This window comes from Stratiformator vulcanicus, from assembly GCF_007744515.1.
GTDB classification, from domain to species: domain Bacteria; phylum Planctomycetota; class Planctomycetia; order Planctomycetales; family Planctomycetaceae; genus Stratiformator; species Stratiformator vulcanicus.
Map to the genome: position 1 here is coordinate 452819 of NZ_CP036268.1, position 17931 is coordinate 470749.

Annotated in this window: 11 protein-coding genes and 3 pseudogenes; 8 read left to right on the plus strand and 6 right to left on the minus strand. The window is 56.5% G+C overall.

What is annotated here, in order from left to right; all coding sequences use genetic code 11:
* Positions 1-242 precede the first annotated feature (242 nt).
* The 3 genes and pseudogenes from Pan189_RS01685 to Pan189_RS01695 all read right to left on the minus strand — a co-directional run.
* Positions 243-467, minus strand: a pseudogene (locus Pan189_RS01685) (integrase core domain-containing protein); the annotation flags it as partial.
* A gap of 117 nt (positions 468-584) precedes the next feature.
* Entirely contained in the window at positions 585-1355 is a 771-nt protein-coding gene (gene istB / locus Pan189_RS01690; protein ID WP_145362238.1) for an IS21-like element helper ATPase IstB, read from the minus strand.
* Complete coding sequence (locus Pan189_RS01695; RefSeq protein WP_145362239.1) at positions 1352-1936, minus strand: Mu transposase domain-containing protein; 585 nt, start codon at positions 1934-1936, stop codon at positions 1352-1354. Before Pan189_RS01695 ends, istB begins: the two co-directional genes overlap by 4 nt.
* A gap of 17 nt (positions 1937-1953) precedes the next feature.
* Here Pan189_RS01695 and Pan189_RS01700 point away from each other — a divergent pair.
* The 5 genes and pseudogenes from Pan189_RS01700 to Pan189_RS21790 all read left to right on the plus strand — a co-directional run.
* A pseudogene (locus Pan189_RS01700) lies at positions 1954-2100 on the plus strand (integrase core domain-containing protein); the annotation flags it as partial.
* Between the two features lie 1231 nt (positions 2101-3331).
* Positions 3332-3655: a helix-turn-helix domain-containing protein gene (locus Pan189_RS01705; RefSeq protein ID WP_145362240.1), complete on the plus strand. Its 324-nt coding sequence runs from the start codon at positions 3332-3334 to the stop codon at positions 3653-3655.
* A gap of 3 nt (positions 3656-3658) precedes the next feature.
* A complete protein-coding gene (locus Pan189_RS01710) occupies positions 3659-4963 on the plus strand; it encodes a tyrosine-type recombinase/integrase (protein ID WP_145362241.1) in 1305 nt (434 codons plus the stop codon).
* Between the two features lie 2920 nt (positions 4964-7883).
* Positions 7884-8630, plus strand: coding sequence for a hypothetical protein (locus tag Pan189_RS01715; RefSeq protein WP_145362242.1), 747 nt, complete (start codon positions 7884-7886; stop codon positions 8628-8630).
* 1866 nt (positions 8631-10496) lie between these two features.
* Positions 10497-11483, plus strand: coding sequence for a WD40 repeat domain-containing protein (locus Pan189_RS21790; protein ID WP_445785725.1), 987 nt, complete (start codon positions 10497-10499; stop codon positions 11481-11483).
* A 36-nt stretch (positions 11484-11519) separates the two neighbouring features.
* On the opposite strand, the pseudogene Pan189_RS21610 reads toward Pan189_RS21790, so the two are convergent.
* A pseudogene (locus Pan189_RS21610) lies at positions 11520-11645 on the minus strand (IS5 family transposase); the annotation flags it as partial.
* A 1737-nt stretch (positions 11646-13382) separates the two neighbouring features.
* A complete protein-coding gene (locus Pan189_RS01725) occupies positions 13383-13868 on the minus strand; it encodes a hypothetical protein (RefSeq protein WP_310821332.1) in 486 nt (161 codons plus the stop codon).
* Between the two features lie 106 nt (positions 13869-13974).
* Between Pan189_RS01725 and Pan189_RS21150 the strand changes: the two genes are divergently transcribed.
* Entirely contained in the window at positions 13975-14118 is a 144-nt protein-coding gene (locus Pan189_RS21150) for a hypothetical protein (protein ID WP_310821351.1), read from the plus strand.
* A 158-nt stretch (positions 14119-14276) separates the two neighbouring features.
* On the opposite strand, the gene Pan189_RS01730 is transcribed toward Pan189_RS21150, so the two are convergent.
* Positions 14277-15674: a proteasome accessory factor PafA2 family protein gene (locus tag Pan189_RS01730; protein WP_145362245.1), complete on the minus strand. Its 1398-nt coding sequence runs from the start codon at positions 15672-15674 to the stop codon at positions 14277-14279.
* A 380-nt stretch (positions 15675-16054) separates the two neighbouring features.
* On the opposite strand from Pan189_RS01730, the gene Pan189_RS01735 reads away from it, so the two are divergent.
* On the plus strand, positions 16055-16276 hold the full coding sequence (locus Pan189_RS01735; RefSeq protein ID WP_145362246.1) for a hypothetical protein: 222 nt from the start codon (positions 16055-16057) through the stop codon (positions 16274-16276).
* Positions 16277-16362: 86 nt separating this feature from the next.
* A complete protein-coding gene (locus Pan189_RS01740; protein ID WP_145362247.1) occupies positions 16363-17925 on the plus strand; it encodes an RNA polymerase sigma factor in 1563 nt (520 codons plus the stop codon).
* Positions 17926-17931: the final 6 nt, after the last annotated feature.

A 17931-nucleotide genomic window follows, 5' to 3' on the forward strand; every position in this document is an offset into this window, starting at 1 on the left:
TATATCGGTCGGCCTTTTCCGTCAATTTCGATCCGGCCTCTGACCCGCACTTAGTCGCACTCGTATATTCTCATTGACTCAGACGGTAGCGAAGGGTCAATCTACCAGCAATTGTGAAAGCCGATTACTGTTATAAATACGAAAATTTTAGAAGTGTTACCTGCCCACGCAAACCGAAGCCACCTGTTGGGCTAGAAACCCGACGATTTGACCTTGCCCCTAACTTTGATCCAGTTGGGGTGTTAATAACTTAGTAAACAGGATAATGCCTGAGCGGCGAATTCAGCCGGGGGGACCTGCTCCAGGCTGCTGTGCGGTCGATAGTTGTCGTAGTCGTGACGCCACTGGTCGACCCTCTCCTGGGCATCCTGCAACGACAAGAACCAGTGCTCGTTGAGACATTCCGCCCGCAACCTGCCGTTGAACGAATCCGCGAATGGATTGTCCGTCGGTTTCCCCTGACGACTTGTTGACGGCGGTCGAAAGTGGTGTCGGCGGGCGCTCGAATTTGGTGGCGCTTGGTGTGTAAAGGTTCTCCGTGGTTGTGGTGTGTCGCGGAACGTTTCGGTCGGGGTCGACTGTCTTCAGCCGGCAGTCCGTTTTCGCCGCTTGGCGTCCTGAAGCCGGTAGCTCTCCCTGGTGGTTTCTAAAATGTGACAACGATGCGTCAGCCGGTCGAGGGCCGCACCGGTGAGTCGCTCGCTGCCGAGCACTTCGGTCCAGTTCTCGAACGGAAGGTTCGTCGTCACGATCAGGCTGTAGCGTTCATAGGCCGTGGCGATCACGTCGAACAGCAACTCGGCCCCCGCCTTGCTCGCCGGAACGTAGCCCAGTTCGTCAAGCACGAGCAGGTCCAGCTTCCCCAGCTGCTGCCGCAGCCGCAAGAGCACCCGCTCCTCCCGGGCTTCCAGGATTGTGGTGACCAGTTCGGTCACGCGAAAGAACCGCACGCGGCGTCCCTCGGCACAGGCCGCCATCCCCAGCGCCATCGCCAAGTGCGTCTTCCCTGTGCCGCTGGGGCCGACCAACAGAATATTCTCCCGGCGGTCGAGGTACTCTCCGGTCAGCAGTTCGAGGACCAACGGCTTGTTGACGCTGGGGCGGGCCGAGAAGTCGAACTCGTCGGTCCCTTTGGCCGTCGGGAAGCGGGCCGCCTTCTGACGTCGCTCGGCGGCCTTCCGCTCCCGCTCGATCAGTTCCTGTTCCACCAATTGCAGCAGGAACGCCAGATGATCGGCATTGTCGGCGGCGCACCGTCGGGCGACTTTCTCGCACTCCGCCAGCATCGTGGGGAGCCGCAGGGACTTGAGGTGATGCTTCAGAAGCACCGTGCTCTTCGTCTCAGTCTTGGTCATGACGCTTCTCCTTCCAAGAGGACCTGATAGGCGGCCACGTTCGTCTCTTCGACCCGCACGTGGGCGAGGTGCGGACGCCCCTCCAGCGAAAACAGCCGCACCGGACGATCGCGACGGTGCCGGGCGATCATGCGGATGCCGTCGACGTCGAGCACGTCAAGGCCGAGCGCGTACTCGACGGCCCCGGTCAATTCGGGCAGTGTGAACTGCTCCAGGAGTCTGAGTACGCGGATGAAGGACCGGGTGCCGTGACCGGGAGCGTCAGCCTCCAGACGCCGCCGGAGCAGTCCGAAGCAATCGGGCAGGCGCCAGTCCTCCAGCAGCCGGGCGTGGTCGAAGCCGCCGGGCTTACGCTCCAGCAGCGCGAGATAGTGCAGCGGCTCGAAGAACGTCCGCGTGCGGCCCCAGCATCGCCGGTGCCGGGCCACCAGGCGTCCTTGAAACGCCAGGCGGACCTCATCGACCGTGGCGACGACGGTCAGCGTCCGATGGGCGTGCCGCACCGGAAAGGCACGGCTGTGCGCCGCCAAATTCGACTGCCGCGACACTCCCCCGCCGACGCCACTTTCGACCGCCGTCAACAGCGTGAGCCGGCCGGGAAATCTTCGATACGCTGAGGGAGGCCAAGGTGCTCATCGAATGGTGGCGGCGAGACTATAACACGCATCGACCGCACAGCTCGCTGGGCTACCGCCCTCCGGCGCCGGAGGCGCGCAGCCCGTTGGAGTGGAAGAGACTAAATTAAAGGCTGATACCATCCTTGGGGGCAGGTCATCCAAATCGGGCCGCTCGCCGCAAGCGGATAACATGCTTTAGACATTCGCCGTTTCGATTGAGCCGGGCAATGTAGCTACAGCTGCATTGCCGGGCTCAATCGGTCAGGCTAAATGCCGCAAGCCATTTATTTGAAACACGTTATGAATTTCGCTTGGCCAAGCGGATCGATCGAATGATCGCCCGAGCCCTTTAAATTTCGGTCTGAACTGTCTGTCGGCCTACCGCGACGGACAACTCGCACCGCTCAGATTCGTGCTCGAATCCAAGTGCGCAGACGCCCCTCGCGACTGCCGCCCGTGAGTTGTCAGGCCCATAGAGGCGTATCGACCCCGCATTGATCTCGATAGCTGGCTGGTCTGGATATTCGTTTGCAACAACGCTTGAGAGATTCGGAGCGGGTCAGTGACCGTGGGCACCCCGAGCAGGGGCGGCCCAACGTCATTGCTTAATAAACTGCGAAAATGCGGCATATCTATATGAAGGGCTTAGCGGTCGAAACCGCCCCTGGACCTTCTGCCTGGTGTGCCTTTCAGAATTGAGGTGACCGTTACTTTGGACTTTGGGGAGAAATTGATGATGAGTGAAAATAGGAGGCTTAGGCGAAGGGGGAGCCGAGAGGGCACAACTTCGGCATCGACGCCGGGAAACTGCGCTTGGATGGATCTGGCGGAAGAAATTGGCAGGGTGATCGCAAGGAGATATCTGCAGTCGCAGGACGGGCCATCGGAACATAAAGCGTCCGGCGATAGATAGGTATCATCGCATCGTCTCTGTTGGCGATAAGCGCAGACTTAAGCGTTTGGTGAGCAAATCGCGGGTTTTCGAGGCTCAGCCAGGTGGCCCTAGAAATTTTTATCTTCATATCAAGAAACGCTTTACGTCAACGAATCCTCGTTGCGGCGGTGAACCGGCTGACGCGAGTGGACATTCTGCTCACAGATTGCTTTACTGAATATGCTGGATTTGGGGTGCTAGTCGCTTGACGACTGCAGCTTAACTGATCTACCGGCCCTCGGCTGGTGAGTCGACCAGCCGGCTTCGCGGCCACTCGCGGTTCCCATACGGGCGTCGATTCACCGTGAGCCGAACGAAAATCGGCACGATCGACCGGCGCGAATCAGCCCACACTGAATTTCGCAGCTTTCCGAATTCTTGGGATCGGATTGCGCGCTGGTCACAAATGCATCACGCAGTTTCGGGTGAGTTCGGGAATCGGTGTTGGCGAAGGATTCGCTGACGACAACGAGGCAGCGGTCATGGATGACGACGAACAAAGCTCCGAATTTCTCTCCGTCGCTGAAACCGCGCAGCACTTTCGCGTGAGCGAGAAGACGGTCCGGCGTTGGATCGACAAGGGGCGCCTCTTCGCGACGCAGCCCGGCGGCCCCGGCGGCCGGCTCTTGATTCCGCGGTCGGAATTGGACGCGATCGGTTCGCGGCCCCCTGTCTCCGGCTTCGCGAATATCGAACAACCACGCTCATCCAGCGGCCCGCAGCCTCGCTGGATGACGAATCGGAGATAACCCATGAAAAACTCAAAAAAGAAGGCCCGCTCAGGCGGAATGAAGATCAATGCAAGCCATTATGAGTGGCGGCTTTTTCAACGCGACAACGGTATCTGGTACGCCGATGGCCGCGGGAAACATCCGTCGCTCGGTAAGCACTCTCTTGCAACTCGCGACTGCGAAGATGCCCGAAAGGCAGTCACGGCGCTCGATCAGGCAATGGCGATTCAGCACGGATTACTCGATCCGCGCGATGCCCCGAACTCCGGTGCCGAGTTTGCCTCGATCGACGTCGGGATCGACGCGTTCCGCGAACACGTCGGACGTGATGAGGCCACGGGCGGAGTCCGCTCAGCCACGAGGAAAAGATACGATGCCGCCCTCGACCACATCAGGCGATTCTGCCATCTGCAGAGGCTCAGCCACTGGGGACAGTTCCGGGAACGGCAAGCAGATCACTATGCCACGTCACGCAGCAAGGCGGGAGCCAAGCCGAAGACCGTCTATCTTGAACTGACCCTGCTCAAGCAACTCGTTAAGTTCCTCGCCGAACGAGGGTTGGCCCCCGCCGGTTGGGAACTCAAAACCAAAGTTCCCAAGCCGGACGCCTCTCCCACATATTGCTACACAAGACAGCAGGTCGCCGCGATGATCCGGCACTGTCGCGAAGTGGAAGGTCTTGAATGGCTCGCGGACATCATCCTCGGTCTGGCTCGAACCGGCCTTCGGATTGGAGAGTTTGTCAATCTTCAAGCCGAAGACATCGATCTGGAGCGGCAAGTAATCCGCGTCGTTAGCGAGAATGGGAAGCTGGGAAATTCATCGATCCGACGAACGAAGAGTGGTAAGAGCCGGGAGGTTCCGATTCATCCCGAACTGTTGCCGGTTTTGAAGCGGCTTCTGAAGGGCTCGCCCGGTCCCGTGTTTCGGACCGCGAGTGGGAACCAACTCCGTCCGGACCGGCTGCGAGAGCAATACGTCAAGAAGGCGCTCGTGCCCATCCTTGACGACTTTCCGAACGACAGACTCCTAGCCGAAGGACGGCTCCACTCGTTCCGACATCACTTCTGCAGCGAGGCAATTCGTCAGGGCGTCAGCCAGCAGACAGCCATGGCGTGGATGGGGCACCGTGACCCGGCGATGACACAACACTACTTTCATCTCCACCACGGGGACGCGGCTCGGGAGATTAGCAAACTCGAACCGCTCCAACTTGAATCGGTGGAGCAATCGAACACGGTCGGCAATGTCGCCGGCGTGTCACTTGATGAACCCGGAGATCTTCGACTCGAGCCGAGGGAGGACGAGACGACGCCGGAAAACTGACCGTTTTGTCTCAGTTGTGTCCCAGTTCGGTTTTCGGGCCGAAGCCCATGCCGCAAACTGAAACACAGAAGAGACTTACGGATCGGTCAAAATTGGGAGCGGAGAGGGGGGGATTCTCCGCCGCAGCACATTCGACCCGTTCGCTTGGTGATAATACCAGCATTTCTTCGACTTAAAAGCCTCAATCAGTACGCCGCGGGTAGTCTTCTTTGTCGCATTGACGCCACAAATACGCCACAACGAACAGAATAAAGCGGTGTCATCACGATTCGCGGTTTCAGTCAGATTCCGATGCAATCAGCTCGTCTCTCCACCGAAATCGGCCTCCTCCATCCATTGATAGGAAGGCCTCCTTAGTCAGGTAAACCTTCCGCTGAAATTCTAACCCAACAGGTGGCGTCGGTTTTAAGGGGCAGGTCATAACAGTTGACGTTTCGGCGCATCGAGCGTCGGCACACGTATCACCGTAGGCCTATCTTTCATTGCAATTCTTTGCCTTCTCAGGTTCCTTTGTCCTGCTCCGAATTCTCCGATCGCACAATGCGGCAAGTCTGAGCGTTGCCCGGTGGTAGGGCCGACTCACCGAAGGCGCTCCCGAACGCCAGCAAAACTTGATAGATCAGCACACAGAAACTGCTTCTTGGGGAGTCTTGCAATTAGCTGCGGGGGTTTATTCGGCTATTTCTACCACGGTCCCTTCGCCGTTCATTGACGATTTTTCTTCCGTCAGAAGACCCGATTGTTTTGCGATTAATGAGTCTCGAATAATCATGACAACGGCTATCCTCGCTTCACGACACGGCGGAACACCAGCCACCTGCATCTCATTACGCTGACACCTAAAACGGCCTCAATCTCCGTACCAAGAAAGCGAATGACACGCAGCCAAATTCAAACTGCCTAGAGACACCCCTATCCGGCTGGTACTTATGAGCACCGCAGGGAAAAAATTGCCTTTTGCTGCTTCATTACCTGTAGGGGCAATGCCCCCGCTGACGTTGTCGGAAGCCAATCATCTACCTGCGAAACACGGGGAAGAGCAATGCGAACGAAATCCACTTCCAGCTCAGTTGCCACTGTCACCGAGTATAAACTCGCGCAAACCGCCGAAGTCAGCGAACCCCTTCGGTCTCCTTCGGCAGTTCAAGTAAGCCCGGAGACACAGCTATCGCGACTTGCTCATCGCGTCGCCGACAAGCTTCCCAGTGATCATGATCTGATCGACAAGGAACTGAATCAAATACGAATGAACGCTGGCGGCGAGTAGCACGAGCCTCATATCGTACTCCGTCGAAAAGTTCAGTGTGTTCACCGATCGATTGGGTGAAGGGACCGCCACGAGCCACTTTCGGCGTGATCAATCGACTTGTAAGTCGTTGAGTTCGGTGGGGCCGATGATCAGACCGTCAGATGGTTCGACGCTCGCGACCTACATGCCATTTTTCCGGGCCATTTTGGATCGGCCCCACCCAAACCGTTGCGAAATGATAGACACGAAGACCGCTGGGCGCCTTGCCGGATCAACAGCCCCGACGGTCGACCCGTAGCGGTCGTGACGTGAAAACCTTTCCGCCGCGTATTCCGAAGTGTGCCGTCCGACTGGCTCGAACTTCGGCGGCAAGCTTCGACGGACGGCCTGACTTGCGACCGCCGCTTCAGTCGTCGACATCAATCCTTCTCCGCCGGCTCATCGCGGGACCGCCGGTCATCGTCGTCCAGTTCGTCTGGGCGGCGATCCCAGATCAGGACGCGGCACCGTCACGACTCATTTGCAAGCAATCATTTGAAAAATCATTCGCGGGACTCTTGCCGCCGGAAAATTTCCGGTGCACCTGCTTAATGAATGTGAGCGGGCAGAAAGACTCCCGCGCCACCGATTTCAGTCAGGAGAAACAAAAATGTTACTCGCCTCGTTTTCCGCTTTCTGCGCACCATTCCTGATCCTCTTTCTAGCTTACCTGATCTCAGGAATTGTTCGGTTCACCCGTCTCCTTCACCGACTCGTGTCAAATCATGTTTCACCAGTTCGCGAAATTGTTTGCGAGAGCTAACGGTGCAGCACCAATGGACACGGAACCTGTAAACGACGAAGTTACGAAGCTTTTGCTGCCGCAGACGCGCCGCAAGGCCGTCTGCGGTAGCGATGGCTTATGTTTACAGCTTTTTTTGACAGCGGCTGCATAATGACAAGGCAGTCGCGGCGCTCGGAGACTGTCTCTTCTCCGAGCACCTCGCGGACAGAAGTTACCGACGGCCGCTGCCTCGCCGGACGTTCCGCATCTCCACGTCCTTCAGCAGCTTGACCTGATCGGTCGGTCCGGATTACGCCCTCTCGCGGTCACTTCGCAATCAAAACAAAACAGTCCTCCCTTAATCGGTAGCAGGTCTGCTCGGTCAGCCGATGTGACGGCAGACCTGAGCGGCGGTCTTGCGCTGCGCGAGCAACACTTCGGCCTCACGCAGAAACCCGACAAACTACGCGATTGTAAATCGCTTCCGCGGCAACGCATGCCCGCTCTGCTTTGGACGCCATCCCCCACTTTTGGGCCGACCACTGCCGTCGGTTTGAAGTCGAGATTTGCTCTGACTGAAAAAAACGCAAATTCGCGTGCGGACGACATTCTTTTAGGAAAAAAAGATCGCCGTCCGGCTTTGTATTTTGGGATCGATAGTTGTCGACCCCGCCAGAGTAAACCCCAGAAAACCGGAGATTAAGATGTCCAGAACGAAAGAGCGATCAAACTCGAAGTTTTCTCGTCAAGGTAATGGTGTTCTCACGTCGCGTCTTGACAAATTAAACACCGCCGGAACGGACAGCGAGTCGAGTCTCAAAAAGAGACTTTATCAAGCCGTTGCAAGGCGGATGCAGGATCACTTTAAAACAGACTGTCGGAGTTCTATTGCGAATAGTCTGGATCTCATGGCGGATGAAGCGGAACCGCGGTTCGAACCTTACGAAGGCTTCTCACCAGTTGATCTGGGCATCTATGAAATCGCGGAACTTGCTGACAGTCTGAGGCGGGGAGAGCCCGCCTCAACCGAGGTGCAAGTCTTGGTAGAGAACGCAGGCGACCCGCTCAGATCGTTTGCACAGCATTATTTTAGGTATTCAGAAGGCCCCCAAGAACTCGCAGCTGTGAATGAGTCGGAGCAGGTCGGACTTCGACTCACATTCTACGTGGCTGGCCTGTTGGTACCGAGCTATGTAGCGATCGGTCGGGTTGACGAAGCCGCGTTTATCGTGCGTCGACTCGCAGCGTGGATCGTAGGCGAACGTTTCGCGTTGATCCCTGGCGGTGGAACTGAAGGCGAACTCCCGGATCACTTGCTCGGTGCCGACGGAGATGCTGGTCGTGCATTCGTCGAACTTCGATACCTCTTGCTCCAGCCGCTTTTTACCGCCATGGTCGGTCACTGGCCAGAACGCAATTCGGCCGGCTACGATTACTGGAATGATACAGCTTTAGATCTTATCGCGATCGCTGAGAAGCTGCATCCCATTAGTCCCTGCACCTTGATTCGGGCTGCGATGATGATCGCGTTTCTGGATCAGCCTCGTCTGTCGCTGGTCGACAAGGCAGTGGCAGCGTTGAGAGTGCGAAGACGGTCGGGAGATGATGAAGTTCTGTCCGCTCTCGAAGAACTGGCCCGAGCCATTTCGGACTGAAAACTACAACACCCGATGGCTGCGACAACGGAAATAGCCTCGGAAGGTCACCCTAAGGACGGTGGCCTTCCGAGGCCTTCCGTTTCTGTTCGACATCAGCATTGGGAGCTTTGAAGCAAGCTTTATGCGAACCAGGCCGTCGAATTATCAGCTGCAGCTATGTTCGAGACATATTTCTTCGTTGCTGCTTCGGGTTGCTGAAGCGGTTATCCTGACGCTGGGTGAGTCGGACGTTTTTTTCGAGGACGCGGATCGTTGCCAGAGCCAAGTGCGCCGATAGCGAGTCAACTGACCTTTCTGAGGCATCACGTACCCAAGGTGCTGTCGAAGACGGATGACCTGTTGGGTCTGGCGGAATTAAGAAGAAGGTTGGGGCCGGAAGCCGATTCCGCCGAAGGTCGACGGCTGCTCTCGCCATGGGCGTATTTCTACAATGACCTTCCCGGCGAACAGCTCTACCTGCCCCTGCCGCTTCGGGCTGAGAGGAACGACGCCGGCGCGGAGCAGCTTCTGAAAGACGCGAAGCCGCATACCGAACGTGTCAATCCCACGCTCTCGGCGATGCTGCGGCACCTGGGTGAGACGGGCGACACGCATGGAGTCTTACTACTGTCTCGCTCGGGAGCAGGTAAGACGGTTGCGTGTCGGCGGGCGTTCTTCGACTGCTTCCCGATACCCGAACAGCTCGGTGTCCGCAGCGAGCGCGTCGGCCAACTGCCCGAGCTGGCCGGCTACCTACCCTGCTGGGCCAATTTCGGCGTGCAGCTCCCGAGACTCTACGAACTTTACAAGAGCAGCGGTGCGGACATCGACAACGCCTGCGAGCGGATCGTCGACGGTGATCCGATGTTGGAGTTAATCGCTCAATCATCCGGTTGGAGCACGGAGCAGAAGGAACTGATCCGCCGGCGACTGAAGCGATGGCTGACGACGGCTGGCGGGCCAAAATTGCTCTTGTTCGTCGATCTTAACTCGGCCGAGAGCACGCAACGCCAACTACTCGCAAAAGCAATCAGGCTATTCCAGCGGGACTTCGGGGAGTACGGCCATCGCGTGGTGGTCACCTATCGCTCGACCGCCTCCGGCGACGCGGTGATGACAGAACTCCGGGATGATGAGCAATTTGTCGCCTTCGATCTCGAACCGATCCACCCGCAGAACGCGGAGGACTACCTGAGGAACTTTCGCGGCTATGAGCAGTATCTGCGAGAGAAGCTTGGCCTGCCGGTCTTACAAGACGACGTGGAGTCCGAGTGCCGAAAACTGGGAGAGTTCATCCGGCGACACGCCAAGCAGGAGAGCCTGATCTCGACCCCGCTTTTGACTCACTTCGTGGCGTCATTGGAGGGAGAGCGTCTGGAGCAAATCGACTCGTTGTTCGATCTCTATGACGCCGTCGTCGATCAGCACATTATACGCGACATTAATACATACGGCAGACAACTGCCGACGCGGTTGGCGGGACATCGTGCTCCAGCGCTGGTGCGAACCGCGCTGTGCCGGCTGGCACTGGCAATTCTGCCGAACGAGGAAAGCACGCGACTCGACAGTCTCGAAACGGCGATCTGCCTGCTTGAGGATCCACTACACCTGCGCACCCACTGGTGGCCGGAGGACGAATGTTGGCATCAGGGGTCGTACTTCACTGAAGAGTTCAGTGAGTCCGAGCAGGACACGCTCCTGGAGTTCTCACTGCTCCGCGAGGACGGTAACGGCGTCGGCTTCCTGCACGACTCGCTACTGTACTACTTCGCCGCGCTCTCGCTGCGTTTTCCCCGCCGACCGGGGCGTGGTGCACTGGCAGATATTCCGGAGGAGTGGGCCGCGCAGGTCGTGCGGCGAATCCGAACCACACCGCGACAGTGGATGCTTCCGGCCGAGTTCCTCGGCGGAACGCTTCAAGAGGACGGAGGCCGATGCGAACGTGTCCTGCATCTGGCCGAGGAAATCATCGTCTGCGAGCAGGGGCAAGACGAACCAGAAGCGGACTTCCTGACATTGCCATTGGTGCTACAAAACCTGCTGAGGGGAGTCGGAGGGAAAGACGAGGTCATAAAGGCCTTAGGCCAAGCGCTGACTTGGCATGGCAGTGACGTCACTAAATACCCGGGAGTGCTGCCGCAGGATTGCGTCAACTTCCTGGCTTGGCGGGAGGAGGAGCGGGGACCCTGCCACGCCTATTCCGAGCGGCTTCGCGAACGCCTGCGAAACACCGATATCCATTGGCTGAGGCAGGTTTGGGGGCCAAGGGTCAGCCTCGTAAAAATTTTGCAGGAGCATAGAGGCTTAATCATCTCCCTATCGATTCTTTCTGACGGTCGTGTGGTCAGCGGGTCATGGGACAAGACCGTGAAAGTCTGGAATGCCGACATCGGCGAGGTCCTCACGATGGACGAGCATCAGCACAGCGTTGNTTGCCTTGCGGTNNTTCCGGACGGNCGTGTGGTCAGCGGGTCATGGGACAAGACCGTGAAAGTCTGGAATCCCGACACCGGCGAGGTCCTCACGATGGACGAGCATCAACGCCTGGTCGATTGCCTGTCGGTTCTTCCGGACGGTCGTGTGGTCAGCGGGTCATGGGACAGCACCGTGAAAGTCTGGAATCCCGACACCGGCGAGGTCCTCACGATGGACGAGCATCNCCACGGGGTTTATTGCCTGTCGGTTCTTCCGGACGGTCGTGTGGTCAGCGCGTCATGGGACAAGACCGTGAAAGTCTGGAATCCCGACACCGATGGATTGATAACTATTAGTAGCACGACAGTACATGGAGTGTTTCCGAAAGCTTATCACTTCTACACATTAAAACCGGTCAGCATTCTCGCGATGGAGCCCGATGCGACGAGAAATTGAATGGACCGGCACCGGAGTCCCGGACTAGAAGCAGTTTCAAAACCGCATGAGTAAGGTGTACGCGCAGGCGAGTTGGACGAAGCCGTAATAGAGGTGAGCGTGATATTCCCAGCGGGTGACGAGCCGACGGAAGTTAGGCAGCCAAGCGAAGCTTCGTTCGACCGTCCAGCGTCTTTAATATCTTGCCAGCGTCCATTTTCTCTTGCAGCGGCGGCTTCACCCGGCCGCGACGATGCGGCGCGATCAGGTCGATTCCCTTCGAGCGCAGCCGGAGTCTTAATGCGTCGCAATCGGCCGCGCGGTCGTAGATCAGCCGTTCTGCTTTTTAATATGTAAGAACTGTCTTATCGAGCAGCGGTTCGATCAGTTTGACATCGTTTCGGCCGGCCGATTCTGTGTCGATCGCCAATGGCGGACCGTGACCGTCGACCCAAAACATGATCTTAGTGCCATTGGCGCGGCGGAATGGGCCGACTTCCAGGCCCCCTCTGTTTTCAACGAAAACATGCTCAAGGCTGCTGCCGATGCGAAGGTCGCGTCGGCGAAGCGCTCTCGCCAGATCACGATCAGGCGTCGATCAGCTTTCGCGAGCAATCTTCGACAGGCTTCTTCGAAGACGCTGGCTTTGGGCCACTCTTTGTGGCGTCGCCAGCACGTTGCAGAACTGGGATATCGCGGTGGCCGACTTCTCGACAAACGGGCTTTCCATCGCGCGCCACTTCTTAAGATTCACAGGATGCCTTCAAGGCAGCCCCGCGGATCGACTCTCGGGCGTCCGTCGAGTTCGGACGGTGGCGAGTCTTCGAACAGGTCGCGGATCAATTCCCATTGGAAATCATTGAGGAGTGGCTGCGGAGCCGTCCTGGACCCTGTCGTGTTCGGTCGACGGCGCGAGGGCCACGAAGACAGGGTGATGAGCAAAAAGCCTCCTCTCGGAGGCCAAAGTATGCAGCTTGCTTGCCAAACCGTTCAATTCAATTCGGGTTTTGAAACTACTTTTAACCCACACCTCAAAGTACAGGCCAACGCCCCCGCGCCGTATTTTTTACCTGATTTTCGGGTGCAACACTTAGGCGATTCAGAGCTCACATGCTTTTTCCGAGCCTCTAGCAAAGCGGTGTTGAAAATGCCTGAACTGCCCGACTATTCCTGGTCCATGCGGAATGCGAGTCTTCATAAATTCACTCTTTTGGAGAGGGGCAAGGCACGATGGATTGGAAGGGTTTATCGACAGACGGGTCATTTTTACTCTGCGTCAGAGTTCAATCGCCTTGCGGGGTTCAGGAATCGCAGAGGGCTGATAGAGCCGCAAGCTTACCAATCTCAATTCCCTCAAATACTTCGGCCGGTGGTCACCAATTATCTTGGTCAAATCTCTGCTCAATATAGACATCGCAATTAATTGTGATGTCTCTCAAGTCCCGTCTGCGTCACCACTCATTCCGGGTGACATCATCGTTATCGAGAACAATCCGAGAGATTTCTGGGATGGAATTCTCTTTTTCGTAATGATGTTTTCTGTTCTGGCATAAGCGTTACAGGTCAAGAATCAAGGTTAATAAGAAACCCTGATTGCGACGATCAGGTCGGACACCATGCAGTCTGGGATTCAACGGAATGATGACGAGCGAATTCGAGTGCAACCTGCTGGGCTCGTGTTCGAAGTTCCCCCCGCTGCACTTCGTCTTTGGAATCGTATGCCGCGATCCAAGTTGCTAGGATTTCGTCCATGTCATCGCGATAGTCGGCGGCAGGTACCGTTGAAATCCAGCCCGCAGGGAATATTAACCGCTATTCCGGGTTGATAAGGATTGCCGGCTACGCTAGCCGAGATCCATTAAGTCGTCGAATAAGAAAAACCGGCTGCCCCCGACGGCGAGTCAGGGGCAGCCTCGGCGCTCACTTTTCAGCAACCTCAATAACCGGTTTCAGGCTTCCTAGGAAGTTTATGAGATCGCTTTTCTGACGATCGTCCAAGTCGTCCAGCGTCCCCTCCGGCATCGCCGACCGAGAAGGCTGGAAGTCCTCCACGTCTTTGGCCAAGAAGGTTTTGCTGACGCCCGGTTCGACCTCGACGCGGTAAACGCCGTCAGCGACCGTGACTTTACCGTTGAGAACGCGACCGCTGACCAGCAGCAGAGTCGCATTTTCAAAGCCTTTAGCGATTTTTGCATTCGGCTTCTCGATCGCTTCCAAGATTTCGTTCCGCTTCATACGGCCTCCGAGGCCGAATAGACTCGGCCCGACGTCGATGACGCCTTTACAAGTCGAGTGGCAATACGCGCAGGCTTCTTCGAAATGCAATTGGCCTCGCAGTACCGCATTTCGCTTTACGACAGCATTTGCGTTCGGCGGAGCCGCGTTCACCACAGCAGGTTGCAACATCAGCGATGCCAATGTTCCGGCGATAGACAACGAAACGATAACCACTGGTTTCCGCTTTACGCGGAAGGCAGCGCGAATCGCGCCCTTAAAGTTCAATGACTCCCGCGTGAGTTTCGCTGAAACTGTTGCCGTTTCGGCGATTGCCGTTACACCGACCGGCAAGATCTTCTTCAACATTTTCATCACCTCTGGCTTTCTCGAGGTTCCCGGCGACTGGCTCGGTCGCCAAGCGGGCTTCACAGGTGAGTAAGCAAGAGGGCTTCAAATTTTCTGCCAAGTCGGATTGAAAAATCTGAAATCGATCAAGAAAGAGCTTGGACGCAGGTTTCAGACGACGGGACGTGGAGATGAGGGACGGGGAAACGATCAGCTTGCTTCTGATCATGTCCGAGACAAAGTTCCGCCGTGTCAATCATCTGATTCACCCAGCTGACAAGGCAGCTGCGTATCAAAGGGGTCAGGCATCATGATCAGCTCATCCGAATGCGAGGTTCTCACGCGATCCCACCCGAGCGTTACGTCGTCGCAATGCCACAAATCGGCAATGATTTTCGCTCTCGCGTCAGCGCGGGTGTGCAAGCGTCGAGAAATGCTCGAAAATCCTAGGGGAGGCGAAGGCACTGCCTCCGGGGCAACAAGGCCGCCTTCGCACTGCTCTTGGAAAATCTTGAGTGGCCCAACGAATTCGTGGTACCCCTGATTCACGACTGCCAGCCGCGAGCCGAGACTCAAATCAGTCGCCGCCTCGTCCCAGGTTGCTCCCAGTTCATCGATAAACTCGGTCAGGAAGCGGTACTTGATCCACGGGTCAAGTCTCTCAGCCAGCCATGGCTGATCGTCAGACGTAATGGCGCCGAGTGTGCTCTCCCACATCTCGAAGATGACCTCGGTCCAGTCAGGTAATGAAACACATCGATCGGCATATCGCCGAGTTGCGTCGAGAAAAAGCCGCTGCACTCGCAGGGACCAAGCGTCGACCCGTAGCGGCTGGCCGAGCGAAGCGAAATGATTGAATCTCTCCACCGCTCGCATCCAGAAAGACCGGCGTCTTAAATCTGGCGCAATCCACTGTTTCAGCGGAACGAATGCGTCGGGTGATTCGACGGCGGCAGCAAGGACCAAGGCGGTTGCCCCCAATCGCAAGCAGCGCGAAAACTTGGAGCGGTTCGAGTCGCCGGCAGTGCAGTGGTAGCGGAAGTACCCGAGATCGGAGCCGGCATAGTTGTCTCTCAGGCCGCGAGCCGCCAGAGCACGGCCGTTGTTGTATCCGGGGAAAATATCCCTCTCGAGAAATCGGAGACGCGGCGAGCCGACGAAGGCATCTTGTTGGAAGTCCATTCCACCGGCACCGAGAAAGCATCTGGTTGCGAAGAAAGGGACTACAGCCGTCGCGATATCGGCGGGATTTCGGGTAACGAGATAATTTTCGTGACATCCCCACGCCGGCGAACCGGCTGCGAGAATCCCTCCATAACCGACGTCTGCAATGACCATACTTTCATTGCAGACGTCATCGCGACAACAGGCGTGCCGGGCCAAGTGTTCTTGGCTGACCCGCATCAGTTCCACGTCGAACGGCGACCGGCATTCGGCCGTCGCCAACTCTAGATGACCAGAGTCGAAATAATGACGCCCGAACATTGAAAATACGCCCGCCGACGCGGAAATCGTCGGCGTCAGCTTCGAGGTGGCGTCGAAAAATTGCGATTCGAACTCGCCCGAATCGCGCCGAGACGGGTCGCGAAGAGCCGTGAGGTACTCGACCTCTTCGCCCATACAGAACTTGGGTGCGATGATCCGGCGCATCGACGCTTTGCTCGATTCGAAGATTGAAGATGCACAGTCGGCTTACCCGTGTCGGCCGCGACAAGATAAGGAAGCGAGATGGAGGCGGCTTTTCGGGTGCCTTCTGTGACGTTTGCCATTCCAATCTGCCGTCAAACGGCACTCGGATCGTCGAGCGTTACTCCGGCAGTCTCTCGTCGTCCCCGGCCATCGGCGACAGGCCAGACGCTGTAGGCCATTTGTCGGAAACAGGTTAGGGCTGCGACTTCCCGACTCTTGCTGCTTTCTACCGCAAGCCGAATTTCGGATGACGAATTTCCGGAAAATTTTGCCAGCAGGTGCTTCCTCTACAAGGGCAACAGCACAGTTCCCCGCGAAATACTCACCCACGAGGCACCGCAATGAACACCAAAACCACAAGCAAACTCGTGCACCTTTCCGGCCAAGACTATCTACGCGAAGAACTTCCGACCGAGGGCGAAGCCGTCGCACAGCAAGTCCGCTACTCGATCTTGCAGGGCGAGGGTGAAGGGACGGCTTCCCGGTCTGGTCGATTCGCCAAGCATCTCATTTGGCTGCTTCCAACGCTCGCCGCTATGGCGATCGGAAGCGGATTGGCGTGATTTCTCGCCAAAAAAGCGTTTACAGTCGACATTCGAAACGACAATCTGAACAACTGCAATTCTGAATTCACTCACAGAAAGAATCGATGCCCGAGCTCTTCCCCTATCCGCCAGTTGACCCCGAAGTCGAAGTCGAAGACGTCGACGGAGGCAAGTCGTTACAAGAAAGGCTGTTCGAATTGGTGCAAGCGTCAACCGTGGTCACATACCTGACTCACCCTCAGACGGGACTCCACAGTAACGCAAAGTGGTCAGCTGCTGACTCTACAGCTGAGTTCGTTTTGACGGCCTATTCGCGAAAGTTTCTTAGAGACGGGAGATTTGACTACAACAGCCTCGACGAGCTCAGGCAGATGCTGGTAGTGGAAACATTCAAACGTCTTGGTCAACAGCGATTCTTCCCCTCCGAACGCTCTTTCCTATATTTTCTCGCCCTTGGCCAGAAACAGCGAGAACAGCGCGGCCGGGACGCAGTCACGTTCTGTCTACTTTTTCTCGCCTCCTTGGACGACGACCGCACCAATTGGAGATTCCTTGCCGAGAACTTTGGGGATTCCGAGCTCTCTTCGGAGGTGGGTGATGTTGAATTGCCCCGCTCGGAACACCTCACGCTAGAACAACAATCTGGACTTGTAGAGAGACGCGATGAATTGAGAGAGCTGGCGAATCCCACTGACCGCGAAAAGCGGGCACGCTCTGTGATTCGCGACTACTTAGACAGCAAACGGCATCCGCGCAGTGGATTTCGAGTAGCTGCCTCGGCTCCTTTCATCGAGGTAGATGACAGCGACGAACGTTTGTTAAAATCGCTCGGGAGATTGCTGTGGACTGGCGAGCCGGATCATCAACTCTCAAATTCTGAAGAACTCTTTGATTTGAACAAAAAGTTCCAGCTTCTGTTCCCCAGGTCGGTTGGGTTTTCGCTATCGCCGAACGACGCAGGGAACCCAGTGATTTTTCTGACCGCACAATTTATTAATCTTCTTGGCGAGGTGGGTGAAGCAATTGCCGTCGACTGCGCGATTTTAAACGAGTGTCGAGAAGGGGAGGCTTTACGGCTTTCAGGAGAACGCCTCGAAAAGGCTTCTTGGGTTCACAAATTGATGGCACAGGCTCGCGAACGACTAGTGCATAGAGTGAGTGAAGAGAAGCATAGGGAAGTCTTGCGCGATTATCTTTATGGAATGAAGAACAGCGAAGTCGCCACAAGGCAAAATATCGCAGCTCCAACTGCATCGAATCGGTACAGGAGAGCAAAAGCTGAGTTGGCCAGCCAGCTTAGAGTGCTCGGTGTAGCCCCGGAAAAGGCTAGTGATGAACACACTGCGGAGTATGCGCTAGCGGTCGTTGACTGCTACGTCAACGGTCTCCGCGATTTCTTCCGCACAAAGAGTCAGCCACCCGCGGAGCGCAATTACGACGCGCGGACCGATCAAGACATTCGCAACCTAGCGAAGTCGAAATACCCAAATGAACACGTGATGAAAAGCGAAATAGATCACGTTGGGAACGCCGCCAATCACGGTCTGCAATTTCCCACTTATCAGAGTAAGCCGCTCGGAAAAATATTTTCTACTCCGTGGGCTCGATTTAACTCCGACTTCAGCGAATTGGTAGAGCCATTAAAAGAGACTATTCATCATCCTTGAGGAAGC